The sequence below is a fragment of the Paenibacillus sp. FSL M7-0896 genome, from assembly GCF_037975415.1.
Classification (GTDB): domain Bacteria; phylum Bacillota; class Bacilli; order Paenibacillales; family Paenibacillaceae; genus Paenibacillus_AQ; species Paenibacillus_AQ silagei.
The window spans coordinates 720,535-746,072 of record NZ_CP150250.1; the positions used below are offsets into that span (position 1 = coordinate 720,535).

Here is a 25,538-nt window from a genome sequence, read left to right on the forward strand (position 1 = left end):
TGAGCTTCATTACGAGGAGGATATTACTATGGCAGAAGATAACGCTTACACGATAAAATGGGGCATTCTCAGCACAGGCTGGATCGCCCATCAGTTCGCCACGGATCTGGCCCACGCCAGCAATGGGGTGGCCTATGCAGTCGGCTCGCGCTCGCAGGAGAGCGCGGATAAATTCGCAGCCGATCACGGCATTCCTGTCGCATACGCCACCTACGAAGAGCTGGTTAACGATCCTGATGTGGATGCCATCTATATTGGCACACCACATCCGTTCCACCGGGAGAATGCGCTGCTGGCTTTGCGGGCGGGCAAGGCTGTGCTGTGCGAGAAGCCTTTTACCGTGAATAGTGCTGAACTGGAGGAAGTCGTGGCCTATGCCCGGGAGCATAAGCTGTTCCTCATGGAAGCGATGTGGAGCCGGTATATCCCGGCACATGTGAAGGTGAGGGAATGGCTGGCCACCGGGCGCATCGGCGAGGTGAAGCTAGTGAAGGCGGACCTTGGGTTCCGTTCTGACTGGAAGCCGGAAGGGCGTCTTCTGAATCCGGCCCTTGGCGGCGGTGCGCTGCTGGACGTCGGCATCTATCCGGTCTCCTTCACCTCGATGGTTCTCGGACCTCATCCAGAGTCGATCGCCAGCACCGTTCATATCGGGGAGACTGGCGTGGATGAGCACTTCTCGCTGCTGCTGTCCTACGGGAATGGCGTATCTGCTTCACTCCATGCCGGCATCCGCCTGAATCTGGACGATGAAGCCTATATCTATGGAACGGAAGGTTGTATCGTGGTCAATGGCACCCTGGTTAATCCGAAATCGGCCGAGCTCTACGTGAACGGCGAATTGGCGGAGAGGTTCGAAGACGACCGTGCTTCGGTCGGGTACTGCTTCGAGGCGGAAGAGGTAGGCCGTTGTCTTCAGGCCGGGCTTACCGAGAGCCCGGTAATGACGCTGGATGAATCCGTAGCGCTGATGAAGCTGCTGGATGAAGTCCGGGCGCAGTGGGGACTGAAGTATCCCGGCGAATAAGTGCGGGCAGGAAGCTTCCGGGAAAGGGGGAGACCAAGTGACATTGACTGATGACCGTTATCAGGGCTGCCTGCAGGGGCTGGCCGCCGGGGATGCGCTGGGCACAACTGTAGAATTCCAGGCACCCGGAACCTTCAAGCCAATGACAGATATTGTCGGCGGCGGGGTATTCGCTCTGCAGCCGGGACAGTGGACGGACGACACCTCGATGGCGCTCTGTCTGGCGGAGAGCCTGCTAACCGTTCAGGCCTTCGATCCGGCGGATCAGATGCAGCGGTATGTGAAGTGGTACCGCGAAGGAGCGCTCAGCAGCACCGGCAGATGCTTCGATATCGGCAACGCAACGCGTGAAGCGCTGCACCGGTATGAAGCCAGCGGGGAGGCTTACAGCGGTTCAGAGGATCCGTTCTCTGCCGGGAACGGATCCATTATGCGTCTGGCTCCGGTGGTGATGTACTACGCGAAGCAGCCCGCTGAGGCGATCCGCTATGCAGCAATGAGTTCAAGAACCACGCACGGGGCCGCCGAGTGTCTTGCTGCCTGCCGCCTGCTCGCGGCATATATTCTAGCCGGGCTGCACGGCTGGAGCAAGCAGGAGATGCTGGCGCCGGATGCCTTCCGCGAATGGCTGGACGAGGATACCCTGACGCCGCATATGCTGAACATCAAGCAAGGCTCCTACAAGCTGAAGGAGCCGCCGCAGATTCAAGGCTCGGGCTATGTCGTAGAGTCGCTGGAAGCGGCGCTATGGGCATTCCATAAGTCGGACAGCTTCGCAGAGGGCGCGCTGCTCGCCGTGAATCTCGGCAATGACGCCGACACCACTGGTGCCATCTACGGCCAGATCGCCGGAGCCTACTATGGCCTGAGCGGCATTCCGGCCGATTGGAGCGGCAAGCTGGCGTTGCGCGGGCTGATCAGCGATTACGCGGGGCGGCTGTTTATGGAGCGGGTGCGATAAGCAAAGGTAGTTAAGCTGCATGTAGCAGGCGGGGCGCATGGGTCACAGGGCACCCCGCCTGTTTGTTGTGCAGGATGATGCGGAGTTTCGCGTGTGAACTCATGTGAACTATAGAAGTGGGTTCTTGCATTAACGCGGTAATGTACGAGGCGACGTTTGAAAGACATTCTGAGATAAGTGTATTCTGCACAATTAAAAACCGCGAAAAGGCAAACATTCCTCTTCTAACTGTAGTCTGTACAACTAAATTTGCCTTAATGGTTGAGAACCGGGGTATGGAGGTACTTTAGATGTACGAAATGCAACTAAACCGCGATTCGATGGTACATCAGACGTTTTAGTTGTACAGATTGCACTTAAGCTAATCGCCTGTACCTTAATGGAGGCATGAACGATGATATCAGGCAGATCCTGCACCCATCGCCGACTTCTACGCTTGAATTGAAAGTAGCTGATTGTATTTACTGCAATAGAAAACTCATATTTGACCGTAAAATGAGATTCTATTGTATTTCATACAGTGGAATGCTGCGTATTGGGCGAAATGAGGCCTTTATTCAAAATTCAATTGTACCGAATACAATAGAATCTATTTCGATGCCCTTTTTACAGCATTCCATTGTACAAAATACAGTTACTACTGTTCCAGTGCCCACAGCATATGAGCGCCCCTTCGCTGAAAGATTCCACCAGATTCTCATCGGGACAATCCCGGAAAAAAGGAATGCCCTTCTCCTTATCCGCATAGAATCCATCCCACCATGCCCCCTCGTCCCGAAAAAGAGCGTCCAGCATCCTCAGTGTGTCCTCATGGCTATAAATCGTTTCATCGTTCATTCTTCTCAAGGTCTCCCTTCCTGTTAGCTTGCGGTAAACCCAAAGTACGATTATGAGATAATCCAAACAGTAACTCTCCTAAATTATGTTATAATATTCCGGAAATATGTTCTGTGCGGTTGGTAGGAGGGAACGGAGATTCTATGAGGGGGAGGGAAGTGTGTGCTATGGACGGCAAGTCTATCCAGTCTGCTGCTGAAGCCGGACAACCGGCAGCGGCACAATGAATTACTTCGTGAAATTGGCAGCTATATCAGCACGCACATTCTGAATCACCCGCTGCTTGCGGAGGATTGCGGGCATATCAGCATCCTGCTGGATGGATCAACGGCGCTCGGGATTGTGGACGACAGCTCGGATATTGATCTGATCCTGGTCTGCCGGGATGAATGCTATGAGCCGATTACGAGCCGTTTCGAACGGGCAGAGTTGATCCCGGAGAGAAGCAGCTTGTTTGTAGATGTGCATCTGCCCAGCGGCAAAACAGGACACTACACCCTGCTCAAATTATCGGAGCTGGAGCAGGCGCTGGAGAAGGGACAACTGGATTCGTTGTGGAATGCAGCGGTCGCCTGTCTCTATCATGACCCGTTGGCTTTGAAGGCGCTGTTTGCGCAAGCGGTTCCGCTGCCTTCAGAACATTTGATGAGTCTGCGGAAGAAGACATACATAGACCTTCGGAGTGCTGCCAAAAGCCTGGATAATCCCGTGCGCCGGGGAGAGGCTTTTCCGATTCTTTTTCAGGCGGTGGAGGTGTTCAAGCAGGCCTTACGCTGTGCTATCACAGTGGAGGGCCACCCCTATCCGTATGATAAATGGCTTGTACAGGTAGCAGAGCACCTTCCAGTGGGGATAAGGGTGCTTGATTGCATGAAGGACTTCCGGCAATACCTATCAGAAGATCTGTCCTATGCGCCAATGTATCAGGAGGATAACAGCTTTGTGAAAATGGAGAAGCGGGTCCGCGGGGTGCTGCTGGAGGAATTCCGCCTGCGCGGCGTAGATGAGCCTTGGCTGGTGGAATGGTGGAAGTACTTCGAGGATTGAATGGGATTAGACAAATGGGAGAGGTGAGATGATGAAGGACAAGGTGTGTATTCTGGGAGTCCCCTTCTCCAAACTGACGCTGGAACAGACAACTTCGCTGCTGGACGAGCAAATCATGGACGGGCAGGGAGGGTTGTTTCATCTGATTACGGCAAATCCGGAGATTACCCTGGCGAGTCAAACGGACGAACAACTGCGGGAGATCATTAACTCGGCAGATCTGATTGTTCCTGACGGGATCGGCATTGTGATGGCGGCGCGAAGACAAGGAAATCCTATCACGGAGCGGGTGACCGGCTACGACCTGCTGCTGAGTTTACTTGCGAAAGGAAATGAGCGGGGCTGGAGTTTTTATTTTCTGGGAACAGATGAGCCTACTAGCAGACTGGCGGTGGAGCAGATTAATCTGCGCTATCCGCAGGTGAAGATTGCCGGGAGGCATCACGGGTTCTTTGCGCCAGATGAAGAGTCAGGGATCATCGCCAGTATTCAGCAGTCCAAGCCGGATGTGCTCATTCTTGCCATGGGAGCGCCTTACTCTGATAAATGGCTGTATAAGCACAAGGATGAATTGCAGGGAATCAAGCTTGGTTTTGGCGTGGGCGGAAGTCTGGATGTGATCTCGGGGAAAGTAAGACCGGCACCGGCCATCTGGAAAAAAATGAATCTGGAGTGGGCGCACAGACTGTTGTTCTCACCCGTCGCCAAAGGCCAGAAGTCACGCTGGCGCAGACAATCCGCGCTGCCGAAGTTCGTCTACCGGACGATGATCCGTAAATGAAATCTTCAAGTTGCATTCTCCTGCAAGCTACAGTCTATTGATGAAAGGGGCTCAACCCATGTCCAAGAGCTTTGAAGTAACCCTCCAAAAAGTAGTCGATCACTCGTACTCTATTGAAATCGGTGAGCATCTGTTTGCCTCATTAGTTCGCGATTTGCAGCAGGGGCTGATTGAGGGAGTCAGCAAATATGCTATTATTACAGACTCTACGGTGGAGCCGTTGTATGGCCGTCCTTTATTGGAGCTGCTGCGGCGTGAGGGATTCCAGGCAGACTTATTCTCTTTTCCGGCGGGGGAGAGCTCGAAGACCCGGGAGACGAAGGCATTGCTGGAGGACCAAATGCTAAGCCAAGCCTACGGCAGAGACTGTTGTATTATCGCGGTAGGGGGCGGAGCGGTGACTGATCTGGCAGGGTTTCTGGCAGGGACCTTTGGCCGGGGAGTGCCTTCCCTGAATTATGCTACCACCTTGCTGGCAGCAGCAGATGCCTCCGTTGGCGGCAAAACAGGCGTGAACACACCCGTCGCCACCAACCTGATCGGCGTCTTTCACCAGCCCCGTAAAGTATACATAGATTTGGCCGCTTGGCGCACACTTCCATCCCGTGAATTCAGAAGCGGTCTGGCCGAGACCATCAAGCACGCTTGCATGAGTGATGAGGAGTTCTTCAGCTATCTGGAAGCGAATATGGACAGAATTATTACGGGAGAAGGGGAGCTGATCCTGGATGCCGGGGTATGCGAGCAACTTGCGCTGACGAATTGCCGGATCAAATATGAAGTGGTAGAGCAGGACGAGCATGAAAGTAATCTGCGGCAGATTCTGAATCTGGGGCATACGGCAGGCCGGGCGCTTGAGGCGCTCAGCGGTTACCGGCTGCTGCATGGCGAGGCAGTTGCAGTGGGGCTGGTCATCCAGGCGAAGCTGGGTGTGAAATTTGGTTATATGACGGAAGAGCAGGCTAACCGTGTGGTGGCTTTGCTGAAGAAGGCAGGCCTGCCAACAGAGCTTCCAGAGTACATTTCAAACCGGGCACTAGTGGACAAGATGTACACAGACAAAAAAGTACGCAATGGCCGCATCCGCTTCGTCTTTCAGGACGGTATCGGGAGGATGAAGCGTTTTGCCGACGGTTCTTATTCTGTTCCGGTTGAAGAATCGGCAGTCATGAAGCTGCTAGAGGAGCTTCGCGTGAACCCGGCGACTTAAATGTTATATATTCTACCATAATATATATTTTTCTTTTAATTATGTGATATTATCTTCCGTATTTTTATTGACAAGTCTTTATATTTATCTATAATGATGTATAAGCGGTGGGCACACAGGCGATAAAGTTGCTTAAAAGTCACATTTCATAACATAATCTATTGCAGCAAAGGTGTGATCGCTAATGATCGCTTCCGCCGGACAATGGAAACAGGATATTCTACGGATTTACAACGAAATCAACAAGAAGCTGTTCAACGCCGGCGTTAAGCAGCAGAAGGTCGACTTCGTGGGCAACAAGATTATTATTTTATCCATTAATAGCCGGGTGCCCGTACTTAAGGTGCTGGATACCCATGATCCTGCGGCAAGCCGCCAGATGAATCTGGTGCTGCATGAAGTATTCAAAGCCGAGATCAAGCAGGCATTTTTGGATGAATTTCAAGTCAATATTAAGGCCGTTCTTAAAGATTATGATGTGGAGACCGAGTATTCCGGTACGATCATAATTTTGGAGAAGGACCTTGAGCATTATCTGAACGCTACGTTGGAACTCTGATCTTTCGGAGAGCCGGCCTGCCGTCAGTTTTCGGACATTTCCCTGCGGGGCTGTGTCCAGAACTGGCGGCTTTTTGTTTATCGTAACTATGCTATTACTTTCTTAAGGAGCTGATTCTATGAAAACCAAAATTGAGATTGCCGGTGTCAGCAAGTGGTTCCGCCGTGACGGCCAGGAGATTATGGCCATGCAGGAGACGAATCTCTCCATAGAACAAGGCAGATTTGTCAGTATTATCGGCCCCAGCGGCTGCGGCAAGTCCACGTTGTTCAATATTATCGCGGGCCTGATTCCGCCCTCCACCGGCCGTGTGCTTGCAGACGGAGAGGATATCGTAGGGAAAACCGGATATGTCGGGTATATGCTGCAAAAGGATATGCTTCTGCCCTGGAGGACGATACTGGACAACATTATTCTGGGCATGGAGATCCGCGGGGTGCCGCGCAAGGAAGCGGTAGCCCGGGCCAAGCCCCTGATGGACCGCTATGGACTGAAGGGCTTCGACGGCCATTACCCGGCAGAGCTGTCCGGTGGGATGCGCCAGCGGGCAGCGCTGCTCCGTACGCTGCTGTATGAGCGCGATATTATTTTGCTGGACGAGCCCTTTGGCGCACTGGATGCCCAGACCCGGCTGACTATGCAGAACTGGCTGCTGGAGCTCTGGGAAGACTTCCGCAAAACAGTGTTATTCGTCACCCATGATATTGATGAAGCCATCTATCTGTCTGACGACATCTATGTCTTCTCCGGGCGGCCGGGACGGATCATCTCCAAGATTTCTGTAGATATGCCGCGTCCGAGACACCAGGAGGATACGGTATCTGCTTCATTCATGGAGCTGAAAGCCCATTTGCTGAATCTGCTGTCAAGCGGGGACCAGGAGCCAGCCACCCGTATCTCTTAGAACTCATAAACTGTTGAAGGAGAGGACAACCATGGAGAGTGTACACAAGAAAGGCTATGTCATTCACAAGCTGGAAGCTGCCCCGGTCTATTCAGTCAAGCCGGACAAAATGCAGAAAGTGCCCGTCATCATTGATGAAGAAGCCGCCAGGCGGCGGACGCGGCGGATCATCGGGATTGGACGGCTGTCTGTGGCGCTGCTGATCGTGCTCTGCTGGGAGCTGTTCACCCGGATCGGCTGGATGGACCCGTACTACTGGAGCAGCCCGCTGCGGATTATGAGCACAACCTGGACTCAGATGACAGAGGGGACGCTGCTGGAGGATATCGCTTATACCTCAAGCTCGACGATTCTCGGATTCATCGGCGGAACGCTGATTGGCTCGTTGCTCGGTCTGTCCTTCTGGTGGTCCCGCAAATTTGCCGGCATCAGTGAACCGTTCCTGATCCTGCTCAACGCCATGCCGAAGCTGGCGCTTGCCCCGGTGCTGGTGATTCTGCTGGGCATTGGTTTCTTCTCGAAGGTGGCGCTAGCTTTTGCCATGACTGTGGTTGTGGCGGCCTTGTCGGCGCATAGCGGCGTGCAGAGTGTGGACAAGGATATGGAGAAGCTGATGTATTCGCTCGGGGCCAAGCGGCATCAGGTATTTACCAAAGTAGTCATTCCCTGGGCGATGCCCTGGATGATCAGCAGTCTGCGGATTAATATTGCCCTCTCGCTGGCCGGTGCGATTGTCGGAGAATTCATTGCTTCGAGCCATGGCATTGGCCGTATGGTCATCTACGCCGGTACTATTCTCGATATTAATCTGGTCTGGGTAGGGGTTGTCGTTCTGTCTGCGCTGTCGATGGCCATGTATGCGGGAGTGGTGCTGCTGGAGAAGTGGTTGTCTAAGGGATATGGGATGAAAAAGGCTTAAGAAGCGGGCAATCATTTCAACAAGATAGAGGAGAGAAGCCAATGAAGAATGTTACTACAATGAAGCTGTCGGCCGTCCTGCTGGCCTCTGTAATTCTGCTGTCCGGCTGCGGCGGCAAAGGCAATGCTGAAGTGGAAGCAGCCGCTGCCGGGAACGGTGCGGAGAAGCTGAAGAAGCTGGTTATCGCCGAGCCGCTGCATTATACAGGTTATTTGCCTCTGTATGTGGCGCAGCGTGAGGGGTATTTTGCCGAGGAGGGTCTTGAGGTAGAGATGCTTCAGGCTGCGGGCGGCACGCATGTCACCTCGGTGGTCAGCGGGGATGCCTGGGCGGTCATCGGCGGGCCGGAGTCCAATGCGTTGGCGAATATCGGCAACTCAGACCCGATCGTCTCGGTCAGCAATGTGGTGAACCGGGCGAATGTCTATCTGATGGCCAAAAAAGGGACAGCCCCGGCAGGCAGCTCAGCTGAGGAATTGACAGTCTTCCTGAAGGGCAAGAAGCTGAATGCCGGACGGCATGGCGGAACGCCGAACCTGCTGACCCAATATCTGCTGCTGGAGCTTGGACTTGATCCGCAAAAGGATGTGCGGCTGCTGGAGCCTGCGGATGGCTCCACGGTGGTGGCGATGGTCCAGCAGGGGGCCGCGGATATTGCGAACGGCGCGGAGCCGCAGATCAGTGACGGGATGAGCAAGGGAGTGTGGGATGAACCTTTTTACAAGTTCCATGATCTAGGTGACTATGCTTACTCGGTGCTGAGCGTGAAGAAGTCTACCCTGGAGAAGGACCCGGAAACGGTACAGAAGGCGGTGAATGCTGTCGTCAAGGCGCTGAAGGTGATCCAGGAGGATAAAGAACTGGCGATGCGTGTCCTGAAGGCGGAATTCCCTACGCTCTCGGAGGCTGCTGCTCAGGCTGCGCTTGACCGGGCGTATGACGACCAGCTCTGGAGTCCGGATGGAGTGATCTCGCAGGAGGCGCTGGATAAGGATATGGATGTAATGATCAAGACCGGAATCTACAAAGGCAAGTATACCTATGATGAGCTGGTCGATATGCAGTTTGTGAATAAAACAGCAGCAAAATAAACAGAGCACCACAGGTCTTCAAAATCGAAAGAGGTGACGAACATGGAGTTAACTGCCGATCTGATTATCCCTGATAAAACGGCGCTTATTATAGTAGATGTTCAGAATGATTATTGCCATGAGGAGGGCGCACTGGCTTCTGGAGGCAATGATGTATCCGCTGTGCGGGAGATGATGCCGCAGCTCCACGGGCTGATTACGGCGGGGAGAACACAGGGAGTGCCGATCATTTACATCCAGACCTATCATGAAAAAGCGACGGACTCTCAGGTCTGGACCTCCCGCTCCGGGCGGGGCTCGCTGAGTGTCTGCCGCCGGGGGAGCTGGGGGGCTGAATTCTACGAGGTATCCCCGCTTCCGGAGGAGATTATTGTAAATAAGCACCGGTACAGCGCTTTTATTAACACCCGGCTTGATTCGGTGCTGCGTTCGCTGCGGATCGAAACCCTAATTATGACTGGAGTGAGCACCAATGTCTGTGTGGAGTCGACCGCAAGGGACGGGTTCATGCTGGATTATCAGATTGTGATGGTTCAGGACGCCTGTGCCTCTTATTCCCGGGCGGCGCATGACATGACGCTGGAAAATATGAAGGGATACTTCGGCGTGGTTGCTTCAGCCGCAGAGATTGAAGCGGGCTGGAAGATCTGGAACCAGCCTGTGCTGCAGCAGCTGTCGTGAGCCTCACGATGCCGTCACCGGAACGGGCCGTAAACCTCACGACGATTAAGGTGGTCATCTGTCTCGGGGCGTTCCTGTCCAATCTGTCCGCAGGGATGTTCAATATATCGCTGGTTGATATCTCGGCTGATCTCCAGATTCCAGTGGCCTCTGCACAGTGGGTGGTCAGCATCTATCTGCTGGTCATTTCAGTGCTGCTGCCTGTGATGGGGAGGCTGGGGGACAGATTCGGCCGCTGTAAGGTGCATAATCTGGGGCTGTTCGCCTTCGCAGCAGGGGCGCTGGGCTGCGCGCTCGCCCAGAATGAAGCCATGCTGCTGGGCTTCAGAGTCTTGCAGGGAGCGGGAGCCTCCATGTATCAGGCAACCAACATGGCCTTGATCGTCTCGCTCTTCCCGGCGGAGCAGCGGGGCCGGGCGCTGGGGCTGATGAGCACCTTCGTGGCTGCGGGTTCGATGGCAGGTCCGGCCTTAGGCGGCTTCCTGATCCAGTGGTTTGCCTGGGAGAGCAACTTCTGGCTGCTGGCCGTTGTTGCGGGAGCCGTGGGTGTGCTCGCGCATAGGCTGATTCCCCGGGATACAGAGACCGCTGGAGGCCGGATGAATCTGGCCGGAGCAGCCTGGATGGCTGTCTGTCTTACTTCGCTGATGATTGCCGTCGATCTCGGCAGCCGCTCCTCATTCCTGTCTGTACCCGTACTGCTGCTGCTCGCGGTCTCGGTAGGGCTGGCAGCGGGTTATACAGGATATGCCCGTTTCGCTCAGCGCAACTCCCCGCCTGCGGAGAACGGCTTCAGCCTGTTCACGGACCGGAGCTTTGCTGCCGGAATTGTGATTACGGTTATCACGTATATGGCCGCTTTTGCCGCACAGCTGGCGTTGCCTTCGCTGCTGCGATTAGCCGGAGCTGAGCCTGCGTGGGTGGGCATGATTATGATCGGCTATCCGTTGGCACTGGTGGTAACTGCCCCTGTCAGCGGGAGTATCGCGGACCGCAAAGGGCCGCTCGGCATTCTGGCCGCCGGCCTGCTGCTGATGAGTGTCACGCTGCTGGCGCTGGGCCTTGGCTCCCCTGCTTTGGGAACAGGTGCGATGGTGCTGCCGGTCGTGCTGCTAGGCTGTGCTATGGGAATGATTACTTCGCCTAACACAAGCATCGTTATGGGTTTGGCGGCAAAATCGCAGCTTGGCCGGGTCAGCAGTATACTGGCGTTATCCCGCAACATCGGAATGATGTTCGGAACGGCGGCCGGCGGTCTGATGATCAGTGGGGGGGACAGGCCGAACGGAAGCTATGTGGCGGTGTTCGTAGCCTGTGCTGCGGCAGTGGGTCTGTCTTCCGTCTGGCCGCTGTATTCCTTCCGGCACAGCAGCAAGCGCAAAAGCGCGGAGCATCTGCACATACCGTAATAGAGTAGAGTTTCAGGTGAGTTGAATCCCGCTCCCTCCATTCTGGGTAATATAGAGAAAGAGAGCTTAGGAGGGACGACATGGGCAATCCGTTGAAGGAATTCAAGAGCAGCATCGATGGGCTGAAGCAGTCCCTGGATGGAGTGAAGCAATCTGTTGATGGACTGAAGGTGCCGGTGGATGAGTTCAAAGCGAATATGCAGGAGACGGTGGAGGCGGCGAAGCTGCGGAGTGACGGAGTGAAGTCGGAGCTTGGGCGGATGAAGCAGTCGGTCAAGGACACTCAGGAGGTGCTTGGCGAGGTGAAGGAGACGCTGAGCGCATCGGCGGAGGTGCTGTCTACCCGGAAGCGGTATCTCCGGCTGTTCAGCCGTAAGAAGGGACGTCTGATGGCCCCTAAGGGCCGCCGTTCGTGAACGATAACCACGCATCTCCACGCGTCAAAAGAAAACGCAAGAGTCAGGGCGGCATACATCCCGTGTGACTCTTGCGTTTTTGTGTTCCGTTTTGGGATTTTCGGTCCATGCGGACTGGAAGGCCGCTATTTTTGCTATTTGCGCTATTCCGGTAATCTATCCGGACTCAGAGGTCCTTAACCAACCTGTATCGCCTCATTTTCAGCGTCACCGCACCTTTTAACGCCTTCTCAGTCCGTGGCGGGCAGAAAAATTGTCTTTTTGACCAAATAGGGTCCTCACAGTCCGCGGAGCATCCAGTTGTCCGCCATCACGCTACAATTACGCCACCACAACGACATCATTCCGCACACCGCACACTGCACATTATCCCACACACCGCTCCACCACACCATTCTTTGATGCTTCACTGAAACGTGCAACACCCGGCGATGACACCGCAGCCATCCCTCAGTGACCTGTAATCTCTGTATTCCGCACATCAAGGCGGCGTCAGGCTTAAGCTCTGGGCCGAATCGACCACAAACACAGGCACCGTCTGCACCCCAAGCTCCGTCTCCACCTCTCCAAATTCATTCGCGAACTGGCCGCTGACTGCGGCAGATCCGGTCATTAGCGGCACCTCGCCCTGAAGCAGCAGCTCACGTCCATTCGAACGCGCAACTGCTCTTCCGGCAGCATCAAAGTAAATATCGCAGGACAGCATCACCTTCTCATAAGGAAACAGCTCAAGCTGTGTAGCATCTATAGGGGTGTAAGTGAACTCCTGATAGAGTTCCGAGAATTCATATGCCCCGTTCACTTGGCGGAAAATAGCGGTTCTGCCGGCAGCACCATCGGCCAGATCCGTGTTCATTACGCGGATGGAGCCATCCTCCGCCATCAGCTCATAGCTGCTGCCTGTGAAGCTGAACAGCAGGGAGATTCCTTCCGGCCGGATGGTATAGCCTGTGAAGATGCTGCGTCCGTCAGCCTCACCGCCGTTAGCTACAACTACGGGTACTTCGGAGTAAGCAGACAACGCTTCGTCAAAAGAAAGAGCGCTAAGCATCCCCGAACCCGGGATCACCTCCCCGGTCCGGGTGGAGACCGTGCCGTCCCCGCTCATCTCGGCGTAGACCAGCTTGCCGCCAGCATCTACTCCGGCTACAGCCACCTTGGCCCCGTACTTGTCGGTGACGGAGGCTGTAAGGGAGTAGCTGCCCGGCACTTCTCCGCCCGACAGCAGCCGGAGCGGCTCGGCCGTATTCCAGGCAAGCGTTGCGGCAGCAGTCTCTCCGGAGGTGTCCTGCACCGGGGCCAGCTCCGCATAGAGCCTGATGGCATCCGCATACCGGCCGCCGCGCACATGGCGCGCGCCCTCGCGGAGCAGCCGGGCGATGCTGCTGTCGATCAGCTTCAGCACCTTGGAGCTGGTGATGCCGGCTGATGCCGCATAGCTGCGGTAGCGGGCGGCATGTCCGGCGAAGGCTGCGGTGAGGTCACCGTCCAGATCCTTGTTCAGGATGAGCGAAGCGCTCTCCTGAACCTGCTTGCTAAGCCAGGGTGCGGTATAGCTATGATTCTTATAAGCTTCTTCCATAGATAGTGCGCTCTCCAGCATAGGCCCGAAGCTTCCGGCTGCGGCCAGAGCCTTGAGCCTCGCGGTATCATGGGCCTTGAAGCTCGCAGCCAATAACTCCTCTTTGGCCGCCACCCCTCCGTAATAGTCTGCCGGAATCTGCAGCAGGCTCCATTTGAGGGTGTCCGTACTATCGCTGGCTGCCCCCGAATCTTCCCCCTTGGACGGCCCGGCGGCGAGGCCGGCCAGATACTCATCCTTGAACTGCCTGAACCCCGCAGTCATCTTATCAGACAGACCTGAATCCGCCGAGAGCTGGCGATAATAGACTTCATAGGGTCCCCCCGGCGTCATATACTTGCTCTTCAGGCTGAGCAGGGAGGCATAGCTCTCCATCATCCCTGCGAAATCCTTCACAGTCAGCTGGTCCGCAAGCGTTAAGGACAGTCTGCTCAGACTCGTGCGGATGCTCGTAATAGGAGCCAGCTCTGTCAGTTTCGCCGAAATTTCTTTCTCTTTATATAGAATCGAATGATTGGCCGCTGCAAGACGGTACTTGTTCTCGGCAGCAATAAGCTCCCCGGCAGCGTACAATTCTCCAGCTTCTTGTACATCCTGAAGCTTATTCTTAATCCCCAGCGCCTTCTGTCCCAGCGGGAGCAGCATCAAAATACACAGAATAATCATAATATTCCGCAGGGTTATAGCCCGTATGATCGTCATATAATATAGCCCCTTTATGGATAGATAAGGATTAGAGCGGCAGTCGGCTTCTAACCTTATACTTCAGGGTCCCAGCGGTACTTAAGCTCACGGATCTCCTCCACCTTGACATCCAGGCCGTTCCACGGCTCATAGGGATTCGCGACAATCAGTCTGGATAAGCGCAGGAACCGGTCCTTGGGCAGCTCCTGCACATAACGGCCGATCATGCCGGAGTAGAGCAGCGCGTATCGCTTCATGCGGACCGCAGCACTGGCAACGGCGGTCATAATGTCCAGCCCCTTATCCATTTCGAGAATCTGTACCTCGTAATTCTTGACATAGCGCAGGGTGCGGTCTTTGATCAGCTCGGGACGGACCCTGGCGATCTCGCCGATATATTCAGCCAGCAGCGGCTCGAAGTCCTTCAGCAGCAGCTGCTCCAGCTCCAGCGTCATGTCCTTGCGCAGCTGGAACCCGTGCAGCAGGGCGACACGCTGGCGGGAGATCCGGTCTCCGCGCAGCAGTACGGAGATCTCGCGCAGCTTCTCATAAGCGAGTACATCATTCTCACGCAGTACCGTCACAGCTTCCTGGCGGTTCAGCTCCAGATCCTCCTTGATGCTGAAAATATTAAGGCCAAGTAGTTTGTTCAGCGCATACAAATTTTCGTTCTGCCGTACTTTCCGCTGCGTATAGTAGACCAGTCCGGCTAATACAAGACCGCCTGCGCCGCACAGCACCATCTGCTGCAGATTCTGTCCGAAATAGATTCCGGCCAGGGTCAGCAGGAGGATAACGAGCAGCCGGGTCTGGACCTTGCGCCCGGCCTGGGACACTGCATACTTCTCCACCGGAGTCAGCGAGGCGCGGCCGCAGCGGGTGCAGCGTTCCTCGCCCAGCGCGGTGTAACGGTGACAGCGGCGGCAGATGCGCAGCTTCTCGAAGGCGTAACGGGGGGCTTTGAAGGGACGGAAGATGACGGGTTTCTTTTTACCCACGGGCCGTATCCCCTCCGTTCAATGCAGCCAGCAGGCGCTCGTCGATATCCTCACGGGTGAGCGGCTTCCGCTGGCGGGAAGCATATAGAATGATCTGAATCACAGCATAGAGAAACGTTATCCCGAGTATGGCGTATGTAATCATGGAACTCTTCCTTTCTGCTCTGGTTACGGTCTTTTAATCAAATATTCAGGATTACGGCGTATACTTAGAATAGTCTATCCGGCTCAGGATGGCGATTGCCACTAGCGGAAGTGCCGGTCCAGCGGTCACTATGTTGAAGTTTACAAGGTTTAATTATATCATAATGGCATGCTATTGACAGAATTTAGCTATGCGTTACGGATCTGCCATATCCGCCTAATTTCACACAAGAGGAGCCCTATTTATGCTTCGTAACGAACGTAATTTCAGTAAGGCCAAGAATAGACTGCAGCGCATATTGCCTGTGTTGCTCATGATTCTATGTATCACTGTATCTCCATATGCTGCTTCGAGAGCCAGCGCGGCTTCGGCCGCACCCTCACATATTGACGCTGTGCTGCTGATCGATGTCAGCAACTCGATGAACAAGAGCGATAAGAACAAGATTGCCAATGAAGCGATGAAGATGTTCATAGATATGCTGTCCACCCAAGGCGATAAGGTAGGCATTGTGGCCTACACCGATAAGGTGCAGCGCGAGAAGGCGCTGCTTGGCATCAAATCCGCCGGCGACAAGGAGGATCTGAAGAATTTCATCGACGGGCTTAGCCGCGGACCCTACACAGACCTGGCGGTCGGGATGGAAGAGGCGGTGAAGGTGCTGGAGAATGGCAGCGATCCCGGCCATGAGCCGATGATCGTCATGCTGGCGGACGGCAACAATGACCTGAATGAAGCCAGCGGCCGGAAGCAGTCCGATTCCGACAAGGAGCTGAAGGCGGCAGTAGAGGCTGCCAAGCAGAAGGGGTATCCCGTATATACCATAGGGCTGAATGCGGACGGCAAGCTGAACAAGAATATTCTGGCCGGACTGTCCAGCGAGACAGGCGGCAAGGCGTTCACTACGAATTCCGCGGATGATCTGCCGCAGATTCTCAGCGAGATTTTTGCCAGCCATTTGAAGCTAAAGGTCGTGCCGGTGCCGTCCATTACGGCAAACGGCGATTATCAGGACGTAACGGTGAACGTGCCGAACGGCAGCGTGCTCGAAGCGAATATCTCAATCATGTCCTCGAAGCCGGTGACCGCGAAGCTCAGTAATCCTGCGGGGAAGGAAGTAGCGATTCCCTCCGATAAAGTGCTGTTATCCAAGTCTTCCAGCTATACGCTGATCAAGCTGCTGTCGCCGGAGGAGGGAGACTGGAAGCTCCAGGTCAAGGGAGTGCCGAAGGATAAGATCGACATCAATCTGGTATTCAACTACGATCTGGAGCTGAAGCTGGATGCCCTGCCCTCCAAGTCTTACGGCAAAGGCGACACGGTGGATATCTCCTCGCATCTGTTCAGCAATGGAACAGAGGTAACTGAGAGCAGCCTGTACCAGGATATGAAGGCCGTATTGCTGGCTACAGATAAGGACACCGGCCAGGTGCAGGAGATTCCGCTGGATAACTCGGGTGCCGAGTTCAAGGGTGCTTTTGAAATCAAGGATAATCATGAATACGAGCTGAAGGTCCGGGCCGAAGAGAGCAGCTTCTATCGGGAGAGCGATGTGCTGACCATCAATGCCAAGACCGGAACGGTGGCGACCACCCCGCCGTCAGCAGGCACTCCTGCGGGCGAAGAGCCTGCTGAGGAGAAGACCTCAAACACGCTGTACTATATCATCGGCGGCATTGTGCTGCTGCTGGCTGCTGCAGCCGCATTCTGGCTGCTGCGCAGTAAGGCGAACCGGGGGTTCGTCGGACAACTGGTGGTGGAAGTGGTGGACGGCAACACCGGAGAGAAAACCTATCCGCAGTACAAGAAGCTCGCCGCCTTCCGCGGCAAGTTCACTCTTCACCAGCTCCTGCAGCTTGCTCCTGAACTTAAGGAGAGCGAAAAGCTGGTCTTCACCCCGGGAACCCATGACCGGCTTCTGCTGCGCGGAGGCGAAGGGATCTCGGTGGAACGCTCGGGGCGTGCTGCTGATCCCTCGCGGGGCCTGGAGATGAAGAGCGGGGACCGGGTAACGGTCTCTCTGCAGACGGTAGATAAGACGATTCTATTGGAATATTTGATCTGATAAGCAGGCTAAGTGTATGCTCCCGAAGCGATCATGCGAAGTGATTCGGGATGTGTAGGCTATCACAACTTTTGGGGGAGAACCTATGAAACCGGTAGTAAGAGAACATATTCAACAGCTGGATGTATCGCTTGGCGGAGGAATCGTCAGCGACAAGATCAGAGTGGATACCATCGACAACCCGATCCTCATTATCGGGCTTGGCGGCACGGGCATCGATGCCCTGCTGCGGCTCAAATACCAGATTAACCGCCGCTTCAAGCTGCCTGAAGATCCGTTGTCCAAGAAGAAGCGGGATAAGCCCGACAACGTGGAGTTCCTGGCGTTCGAGACCAATGAACAGGACCGCGGCAAAAAATACAAGGGCATCGGCCTCGACCCGCAGAATGAATTCGTGCTGCTGGCCAATGCCGAGATCGGCGGACTGCTGCAGAACCGCAGCATCCTGGATTCTTACATTACAGACTGGCTGTCGCCGGAGCTGAGCATCACAGACGGGATGAACGGAGCCGCCGGGGTGCGTCAGGCCGGACGCTTGCTGCTGTTCACGAAGATCAACCAGGTGGTTGCCGCCATCGACAAGAAGATCAAGACGCTGTCTGTCGGCACCAGCAAGAAGCTCATGGTCTTCCTGCTTACCGGTCTGTCCGGCGGAACCGGCAGCGGGGCGTTCCTGGATATTGCCTATATCGTGCGCGGCATTATTGAACGTGACTACGGCGCAGCCGGGATAGACCGTGTCAATACGCTGGGCTATCTGTTCACACCGGACGTCAATCTGTCCAACAAGAGCCTCAGCGAGCATACCCGCGAATATATCCGCAAGAACGGGTATGCCGCGCTCAAAGAGCTGGACTACTGGATGAACGTGGACAGCCGGGGCGAACGCTTCCGCCAGAAGTACGGCAATATTCTGAGCGTCAACTCGCCGCTGCCGCCGTTCAATCTCTGTCATCTCATCTCCGCAACCAATACGGAAGGCAAGCTGCTGGAGAACGCCTACGATTACTGCATGAACGTGACGGCTGAGAACATCACCAACTTCATGGCCAGTGAAGAGAAGGCCTCCGGCGAGGAGTTTGCCATCCATGACTATATCAGCAACATCCGCACGAACATTGCCCAGATGAACAAGACCTATCCTGCCAACTATGAATACAACATTATCGGGGCATCCTCGGCCGTGCTGCCGATTGAGGAAATGACAACTTACCTGGCTTACCGTCTCTTCGACAAAATGGACAAGATGTTCCATTACGCCCCGAATCAGGAGGATGTGGAGAAGATGGCGCGCAAGCTCGGCATTGATCTTGATACGATGATCAAGACGTTCGAGTCCCGTGTGCCGGAGCCGCTGCCGGGTTATCAGAACAGCGAGCGCCTCAGCCATGCCAATGTCGTCAAGAATCAGGTCGTCAGCATGGATACGGAGCTGGAGCAGAACTTCCTGGCCCGTGCGCGTGAGGAATATATCAAATCCAAGAAGCAGCTTCCGGGCGAGATTGCCGGACGGTTCGGCGAAGAGCTGGAGCGCATCTTCCTGCATCCTGAGCAGGGGCCGTTCTATGTGTCGCGGCTGCTGTACACCGAGAAGGGCTTCTGCATCCTGAAGCTGATCCAGTCTTATATTGAAGCGCTGCGCGAGAGTCTCTTGCGCCTGCCGCGTGATATTGAGACCGCACAGGAGAGTGCAGAGGATAAGCTGGGCGATGCGCGGAGCGCTTTTGTGTCCAAGGAGAAGAAGAAGAACGCCTATATTGAAGCCAAAATCAATGAATACTGGCTGCATGCCGATGTGGAGCGCACCGAGCAGATGATCCAGTTCTATGAGGATCTGTATGAGCTGCTGAATGAAGAGAACAGCCGGATCTACGGTGTGTTCACCGAGATTCTGACCGCGCTCAGCTCGATCTTCGAGAAGAACGGCGACATTCTGATTAACGGCGAAGAGCAGGCCGACCACAAGGGCAACAAAACCTACTATTGGAATATCGTCAACGTGCCGGATATCTCGGCGACCATCTCCAAAATCATGGACCAGAAGGACGGCGATGATCTGATCCGTGACTTCACACGTGAGATGCTGAAGCATTCCGGGCGCTGGGTAAGGGAGCAGGAGATTGATATTGTCCGCTCCATATCCGAGTTCCTCAGCGACAAGTTCGGGGACCTCATTACCCGCTCGATGGAGGATTTCCTGGTGATGAAATACGGGCGCGAGGAGCCGCTGGATAAGTTCGTGGAGCGGATTATTGCCGGACGTCTGGATGAGGATGCGGTGCCGATTTTCCACCTCAGCAACAGCTCTGGCAGCCTGCACTTCCCGTCGTGGGGCTTCGTCTCCGTACCGGTGAAGGCACCGGGGATTCTGAAGGGTATCCGTAATTATCAGAACAATGCACTCGGCAAATCGCAGTTCACGATCAAGGAGAGCGAGGTCAAGAACCGTATTTTCTGGCTGAATACACGCAACGGGGTGCCGCTGTTCGTATATACACCGCTGCGGGTGTACGAGGAGAACTACGAGCGGACCATTCTCGACAAGGAAGGCATCGGCCGCCATCTGGTGATGACCGATAAGGACAACTGGACCTATCTGCCTTCGCCGATCCCGGAGAAGTCCTGGGGCGATACGTATGCGAATCCGCGGGTCCGTGAGTACAATGCCAGAGTGCGGGCAGATTTCGGCCGGGCACTGGAGTCCGGTGTGATCATAGAGAAGGGTGTGGACGAGAACACCAGCAGCCGCTTCTCCGTGATCTTCACGAAGCCGCTGGATCTGGGCAAGCTGCTGGGTGCTTATGATCTGCAGCTGGATGCGCCGCGTCCGAATCTGGGTGAAGTGCGCAAGGCCGCTGAGGAGCTCAAAGCACTCCGCACAGGAGGTATTGAACGTGAAGCCGTGAAGGATATCTTCGGCAGTATTAATCTGGAGCTGGCCCAGGAGAACCTGATCCGTTCCCCGCAGCTCATTGCCCGTGTCCGTGAGGAGCTGGCGAAATACGATGCGCTGGCGGCCAAATCTGCGGAACTGGAAGCGCTGGTGCATCAGCATCTGGATGAAGACAAATGGCTGGACCAGTTCATTGAGGCGCTGTACACCGATACCATTACCAAAAAAGGCGCGCTCTATGTCTATGACCGTGACGAGGACGAGGATGCCTGGGAGCCGTTCGCGAATCTGATGAAGGAACGCAGCTATGTGGAGTATGCCGTCTACCGCCATTTCCGTGAGCTGGATGAGAAAAGCCGCAGTCTCCTGCTCCGCAAGGCAGCGCGCCGGGCCGGAGAAATGACGGCAGCTGAAGATGTAACTCCGCTGCTGTATAAGCTGGAAGGGATGTATGTCTCGTTCCTGGAGGCACGTGACGCTCTGGAATATGAGCGGGTAGAGCATGCCAACGGAGATGAAATGTACGGCTTCTACAAGAGCCTGACCGGCAAGCTTGGCAGCATCCGCAGAAAGCTGAAGTAGGCCTATGATCAGAGATCAGGCCTTACAATATGCTGAGCAATACGCTGCCCAGGAGGAAGCACAGCATAATAAGGGGGATGGGCGCAGCAGTATCCATTACCCTGCGCTGTTCCTGTTCCTGGGCGATAAGGTGACCCCGGCCATCGGTCCGGTGCTGGAACGCTGCCAGCGTAAATGGGACAATGCAGGCGGCGTGATGGCACTGCATGCCGGTTCGCATAACGGCAGCGGCAGTACGCAGGAGAAGGAGGGGGTCAAGGGGCGGATCGGCAGCGGAAACAGCAGCGTCCATGAACGCGTGATGCACATGACCCTGCCGGATACGGCAGGGCGTGATCCGCGTACGGTCCGGCGTGAGCTGTACCGTGAATTTCATGAGGGTAGCCAGTATTTGGCCGGAATGAACCGGACGCTGCGTCAGTTAAGCAACAGTATAGCGGATTACGGGCGGCTGTATTCTTCTTTTGACGTCATCCACCTGTCTGTCATTACACGGGTCGATGACCCGCAGAATGTGCTGTTGCCGGAGATCGTGCTGCTGGCCCGCGCAATTCTCAGCCAGTCGTTCAAATCGGTACAGATTGATCTGTACGCGCTGATTAACGAACGTGAGCAGGGGGATAACTTCGGCTATTCCAGCTCGGTCGGGCTGGCTTGTCTGCGTGAGCTGGACGGGATGCAGGCGGCGGATTATGCCTTAAGCGCTCCGCTGCTGGTGACGGAGGAAGGGCTGTCCATTCCCGTGACGCATGGCCCTTCTCCGCTGTTCGATCTGGTCTATCTGCTCTCCGACAAGAATGAGCGCGGACTGATGTCGGTCCATGGCATGGACGACAATTACGAGATTATCGCCCACATCAGCCTGCTGAAGAACCGGGTCCGGCCTGCGGCCGATCAGGCCTCCGGGCACGGCGGCTACAATAATATGACGTTCAAAAGCGGCATCCGCGGCAGCACAGGCAGACAAGGCTATGCGTCTGCCGGCTTCTCGGCGGTGCGGCGGCCGAACCGCCAGATTGCACTGGCGGTGCTGTACCATGCACTGCATTATCTGTCCGGGCGGCTGCGTGCAGGCCATACCCGGAGTCTTAAGGAGCGGCAGGCGATGCTTGGCCTTGGAGCGGATACCCTGCGGGACCGCGCGGCGGAATTGCTGCCGGAGCAGTCCGCTCTCGCCGAGATGACCGGGCTGATGAGCCACGGGCGTCCGTCCTATTCACAGCTGCGGATGCTCTCGCTGCGCGAGGCTGAGGAGCTGCTGTTCGGGGAAGGGGCGCAGGCTTACTTCCGCAGTAATTTTGCGGAGGTGTCTGCTCGTAGGGCTGCCGGGATTGATCCGGCCCGGGAGTGGGCCGGAGTGCTGGCTGCCGAGGAGGCGGGAGCCTCCCCGGTCACCTTCTACCAGCTGGCGGAATGGACCAGTGAGAAGACAGGTGAGGGAGGCAGCGTCCTGCAGGCCTTGCGCCAGCATATGGGCGGACTGCGTTCTGCTCTGCTCTCCGGTCAGGAGGAGCTGGAGCGGCTCTATGCGGAGAGCGTGGAGCGCCAGCCGTTCCAGCGGGTGCCGCTGCTGGACAAACGGACGGTGCGCAATTTCATTCATTACCTGTTCGAGTCCGTCTACGGCAAGAAGTATGAGCTTCTGCTGCTGGAGAGCGAGCTGGCCCTCTGTCTCCGCTATGACGCTGCACTGGAGCAGCTGCATGCAGACAGCAAGACCAAGGTTGCGAAGATGGAAGCACTGGAGGAGGAGCTGCAGAGTGTCGCTCTGGCCAGCATCGGCCGCAGCAAGGAGACGGTAGATCAGAATATTATGGAGTACTACCGCACGGTGACGGATGAGGTCATGAAGGACATCGAGAACCGGCGCGGGGCGGGAATCTTCTTCAGCGAGCGGTTCCTGGGCAGCCTCTCCGGGCTGCTGGTGAACGGAGGCGGCCAGGCGGTGGCCGAGCGGCTGATCGGGTTGTGCCGCCGGGAGCTGCTGACGGCGGGGCCGTTCACGCTCCCGTTCGAGGAGGAGCTGCTGCGGCGTGCCAATGTTGCAGCAGCCTACGAGAACCGGGACATTGTCTCCAAGGAGGAGCTGTTCAAGCAGCTCTACCGTAGTCTGGAGGAGGAGGCGGCGATGAATGTCCGCCTGTTCGAGTATACGCAGGAGCACCGCCACGAGGAGAAGTACTTCTTCGGCGACAGCTCCTCCGAATTCTTGCGTTATGCCTTCAGTGCAGACGAGACCACACGCATCTACCGGCTCGGCTTCGTGCATGAGCAGCGCCGCAGCGGTGTGGAAAAGCTTAACCTGATGGGCGGCTTCCACCTGGAGGACCTGCTCTACTACCGCAACGGTAAGGTCTATTACGAGACTTATGCCGGCAACGGATATCAGCTCCACGGTCTGGAAGAAGAGCAGCTGCCGGGGATGAGATGAGTAGCGAATAGATGGGATGAGTGCTGATGAGCAGAGCCGGGATGAGATGAGCGGAGTGCTATGAGCGGAGACTAGATTAGATTAAATGAGTGGAGTGCTGATGAGCGGAGACTAGATTAGATGAGTGCTATGACAAACTATTATATTAGGTCAGGCTATCACAACCATATTAGGTTAGGCTACCACAACCGCAGGATCTATAGTCCACGCGAGTTCGGCGGCTGACCGTGTGCTGCTGAAAGTGGGCCGGATGGCGGGAAAGAGAGGGATAAATCCCTTTAATGTTGCTGAAAGTGGGCCGGATGGCGGGAAAGAGAGGGATAAATCCCTTTAATGCTGGTGGAAAGTGGGCCGAATGGCGGAAATAGAGGGATAAATCCCTTTAATGCTGGTGGAAATGGGCCAGATGGCGGGAAAGAGAGGGATAAATCCCTTTAATGCTGGTGAAAGTGGGCTGGATGGTGGAAATAGAGGGATAAATCCCTTTAATGTTGCTGAAAGTGGGCCGGATGGTGGAAATAGAGGGCAAAGGCTGGATGGTTGAATGAAGGGGATGAATCCCTCTGGTGCTGACGTGTGTAAGTAATAGTGATCTCGATTTCGCCGTACGCGCGCCAGATGAGCAAATGAGGAGCATTAATGCCCCTGATTTCACCGAAAGTAGGCCGAACCACCAAATGAGGAGCACTAATGCCCCTGATTTCAGCGAAAGTGTGCAAAACCACCAAATGAGGAGCACTAATGCCCCTGATTTCAGTGAAAGTGCGCCAAACCACCAAATGAGGAGCACTAGTGCACCTGAATTTACCGAAAGTGCGCCGAACCACCAAATGAGGAGCACTAATGCCCCTGATTACAGGGGTGCGGCCGAAATCCGAGGGTTCACCATAATAATGCCCAGGCTCCGGGTCTCGGACCTGGGTACGGGCCTACACTAACAGGCTTTGTAGGACAATTCTCATTCATTCTGCTGCCGGATGTGCAATAGAATGGAATGGGAAGCGTGTGTTGATCAAGCTTTTCCCGGAAAGGATGAAATGCAATGCAGCGAAAAATCAATCTGCTCCTGCTGCTGTTCAGTCTGCTCGGCGCGGGTGTAGCGTTTGTGCTCGGTGAGCTGCTGCTGGACCGCAGGCCGTATGATTTACCTCAGATGGTGCTGGTCGGCATCTATTTTGCCATCTTGGCCTTATGTGTTGGAATAGGCGCTCTGGTGGCAGAGACGCTCTCGCCCAAGCTGAACGGACAGTCCTGGAAGCTGCGTTACCTGGGGACCTCGTGGAAAATGTTCCCGCTCATGGTCGTGCTGCTGTTTGGCGTGGGCACGCTGACCGAGTTCGTGTACGAGCTGAACTTCGGCGGCAGCAAGCCGGTTAAGAATGTCGTCATGGTGATCGATGATTCCGGCAGCATGATTCAGAGCGACCCGTCAGACCGGCGCTACGCGGCGGCCAAGAATCTGGTGCAGCAGCTCAAAAAAGACAACAAAGTCGCCGTAGTCACCTTCAGCAACGAAGCTTCCGTGGTCCAGCCGCTGCTCCCGCTCTCCAAAGCGGCGAACCGCGAGAAGGTCATGGAGGTCATCAGCAGCCTGAAGACGACTGAAGGCGGAACGAACATCAGCGGCGCGCTGGCCGAAGCGATGAAGGTGATTCATGAAGACGGCGCGGACCGCGGGGCGATGGTTATTCTTTTATCCGACGGCGTCAGCCAGTTCAACACCTCTACGGAGCTGACAGACTATGTGGCGCGTGGAATAAAAGTGAATACGATCGGGCTGGCCCTGGATGATCCGTCCGGCGCAAGTCTGCTGCAGAATATCGCCAGCGGCACCGGCGGACAGTATTATGATGTGGCCGATGCGAACCGGCTTGGCGATGTATTTCAGCAGATTTATGACCGTCTGGGCGACCGGACACTGCTGACCGAGCGCAGCGACCAGACCGCGGACAGCCCTTATTATGCTGTGGTGCGTGTGCTGGCCTTGATGCTGCTCGGCACGGCGCTGGGTCTGGGCCTTGGCATTGTGTTCGATAACCGCCATCTGGCCCGGAGCTTCAGTATCGGGGGCGCGGTATCGGGACTTGTGGCGGGGCTGATTCTGGAATCGGGCCTGAACGGCGACACGCTCTGGGACCCTATGACCCGGCTGCTGGCGCTGCTCGTTCTGGCGGCTATTCTCACCTTGTTCACATATATCGTGCCTGTAGGGGAAGGGCGCCTGTCGCGCCGGGGAAGAGCTGCCGGAGCTGGTAATGCGCCTGCTGACAGTATTCATTCACCCCGCCGTAACCGCGGCAGTAAAGGGTTCTAAGC

At 55.6% G+C, this 25,538-nt stretch carries 21 protein-coding genes; 17 read left to right on the forward strand and 4 right to left on the reverse strand.

Translation table 11 applies throughout. The annotated features are described in order from the left end of the window. Positions 1-28: 28 nt before the first annotated feature. Together MKY12_RS03000 and MKY12_RS03005 are read left to right on the forward strand one after the other, a co-directional pair. Positions 29-1,027 (forward strand): Gfo/Idh/MocA family oxidoreductase, encoded by a 999-nt coding sequence (locus MKY12_RS03000; RefSeq protein ID WP_339312856.1) that lies wholly within the window; start codon positions 29-31, stop codon positions 1,025-1,027. Positions 1,028-1,064: 37 nt separating this feature from the next. Further along, positions 1,065-1,988, forward strand: coding sequence for an ADP-ribosylglycohydrolase family protein (locus MKY12_RS03005; RefSeq protein ID WP_339312857.1), 924 nt, complete (start codon positions 1,065-1,067; stop codon positions 1,986-1,988). Positions 1,989-2,594: 606 nt separating this feature from the next. Here MKY12_RS03005 and MKY12_RS03010 read toward each other — a convergent pair. After that, entirely contained in the window at positions 2,595-2,825 is a 231-nt protein-coding gene (locus MKY12_RS03010) for a hypothetical protein (protein WP_339312859.1), read from the reverse strand. Between the two features lie 162 nt (positions 2,826-2,987). On the opposite strand from MKY12_RS03010, the gene MKY12_RS03015 reads away from it, so the two are divergent. The 10 genes from MKY12_RS03015 (at position 2,988) to MKY12_RS03060 (ending at position 11,842) form a co-directional block, all read left to right on the forward strand. Further along, the gene (locus tag MKY12_RS03015; protein WP_339312861.1) at positions 2,988-3,872 is read left to right on the forward strand and encodes a hypothetical protein; all 885 of its coding nucleotides are present in this window, start codon (positions 2,988-2,990) and stop codon (positions 3,870-3,872) included. Positions 3,873-3,900: 28 nt separating this feature from the next. Next, the gene (locus MKY12_RS03020; protein ID WP_339312862.1) at positions 3,901-4,653 is read left to right on the forward strand and encodes a WecB/TagA/CpsF family glycosyltransferase; all 753 of its coding nucleotides are present in this window, start codon (positions 3,901-3,903) and stop codon (positions 4,651-4,653) included. A gap of 58 nt (positions 4,654-4,711) precedes the next feature. Beyond that, on the forward strand, positions 4,712-5,863 hold the full coding sequence (gene aroB / locus MKY12_RS03025) for a 3-dehydroquinate synthase (protein ID WP_339312864.1): 1,152 nt from the start codon (positions 4,712-4,714) through the stop codon (positions 5,861-5,863). Between the two features lie 184 nt (positions 5,864-6,047). Continuing rightward, positions 6,048-6,422 (forward strand): Na-translocating system protein MpsC family protein, encoded by a 375-nt coding sequence (locus MKY12_RS03030; protein ID WP_200869600.1) that lies wholly within the window; start codon positions 6,048-6,050, stop codon positions 6,420-6,422. A 118-nt stretch (positions 6,423-6,540) separates the two neighbouring features. Then, positions 6,541-7,326 carry an ABC transporter ATP-binding protein gene (locus MKY12_RS03035; RefSeq protein ID WP_036731326.1) on the forward strand — a complete coding sequence of 262 codons (786 nt, stop codon included), beginning with the start codon at positions 6,541-6,543 and terminating at the stop codon, positions 7,324-7,326. 31 nt (positions 7,327-7,357) lie between these two features. Next, positions 7,358-8,245 (forward strand): ABC transporter permease, encoded by an 888-nt coding sequence (locus MKY12_RS03040; protein WP_339312866.1) that lies wholly within the window; start codon positions 7,358-7,360, stop codon positions 8,243-8,245. Positions 8,246-8,286: 41 nt separating this feature from the next. Then, positions 8,287-9,336 (forward strand): ABC transporter substrate-binding protein, encoded by a 1,050-nt coding sequence (locus MKY12_RS03045; RefSeq protein ID WP_339312868.1) that lies wholly within the window; start codon positions 8,287-8,289, stop codon positions 9,334-9,336. Positions 9,337-9,378: 42 nt separating this feature from the next. Beyond that, positions 9,379-10,017 (forward strand): cysteine hydrolase, encoded by a 639-nt coding sequence (locus tag MKY12_RS03050; RefSeq protein ID WP_339312869.1) that lies wholly within the window; start codon positions 9,379-9,381, stop codon positions 10,015-10,017. Between the two features lie 8 nt (positions 10,018-10,025). Continuing rightward, positions 10,026-11,426, forward strand: a complete 1,401-nt coding sequence (locus MKY12_RS03055; protein WP_339312870.1) for an MFS transporter — start codon at positions 10,026-10,028, stop codon at positions 11,424-11,426. Positions 11,427-11,506: 80 nt separating this feature from the next. Further along, complete coding sequence (locus tag MKY12_RS03060; protein WP_339312872.1) at positions 11,507-11,842, forward strand: hypothetical protein; 336 nt, start codon at positions 11,507-11,509, stop codon at positions 11,840-11,842. A gap of 481 nt (positions 11,843-12,323) precedes the next feature. On the opposite strand, the gene MKY12_RS03065 is transcribed toward MKY12_RS03060, so the two are convergent. Genes MKY12_RS03065 through MKY12_RS03075 form a run of 3 tightly spaced genes read right to left on the reverse strand, consistent with a single transcriptional unit; the run spans position 12,324 to position 15,251 of the window. Further along, positions 12,324-14,126, reverse strand: a complete 1,803-nt coding sequence (locus tag MKY12_RS03065; protein WP_339312874.1) for a hypothetical protein — start codon at positions 14,124-14,126, stop codon at positions 12,324-12,326. A 56-nt stretch (positions 14,127-14,182) separates the two neighbouring features. Then, entirely contained in the window at positions 14,183-15,106 is a 924-nt protein-coding gene (locus MKY12_RS03070) for a hypothetical protein (RefSeq protein ID WP_339312876.1), read from the reverse strand. Further along, entirely contained in the window at positions 15,099-15,251 is a 153-nt protein-coding gene (locus MKY12_RS03075; protein ID WP_339312877.1) for a hypothetical protein, read from the reverse strand. Before MKY12_RS03075 ends, MKY12_RS03070 begins: the two co-directional genes overlap by 8 nt. A 244-nt stretch (positions 15,252-15,495) precedes the next feature. On the opposite strand from MKY12_RS03075, the gene MKY12_RS03080 reads away from it, so the two are divergent. The 5 genes from MKY12_RS03080 (at position 15,496) to MKY12_RS03100 (ending at position 25,536) form a co-directional block, all read left to right on the forward strand. Further along, a complete protein-coding gene (locus MKY12_RS03080) occupies positions 15,496-17,316 on the forward strand; it encodes a vWA domain-containing protein (RefSeq protein ID WP_339312879.1) in 1,821 nt (606 codons plus the stop codon). Between the two features lie 85 nt (positions 17,317-17,401). Continuing rightward, positions 17,402-20,791, forward strand: coding sequence for a tubulin-like doman-containing protein (locus MKY12_RS03085; RefSeq protein ID WP_339312881.1), 3,390 nt, complete (start codon positions 17,402-17,404; stop codon positions 20,789-20,791). Positions 20,792-20,795: 4 nt separating this feature from the next. Further along, positions 20,796-23,222 (forward strand): transcription initiation factor TFIID, encoded by a 2,427-nt coding sequence (locus MKY12_RS03090; RefSeq protein ID WP_339312882.1) that lies wholly within the window; start codon positions 20,796-20,798, stop codon positions 23,220-23,222. Positions 23,223-23,607: 385 nt separating this feature from the next. Beyond that, positions 23,608-23,766, forward strand: coding sequence for a hypothetical protein (locus MKY12_RS03095; RefSeq protein ID WP_339312884.1), 159 nt, complete (start codon positions 23,608-23,610; stop codon positions 23,764-23,766). A gap of 498 nt (positions 23,767-24,264) precedes the next feature. Beyond that, positions 24,265-25,536 carry a VWA domain-containing protein gene (locus MKY12_RS03100; RefSeq protein WP_339312886.1) on the forward strand — a complete coding sequence of 424 codons (1,272 nt, stop codon included), beginning with the start codon at positions 24,265-24,267 and terminating at the stop codon, positions 25,534-25,536. Positions 25,537-25,538 lie beyond the last annotated feature (2 nt).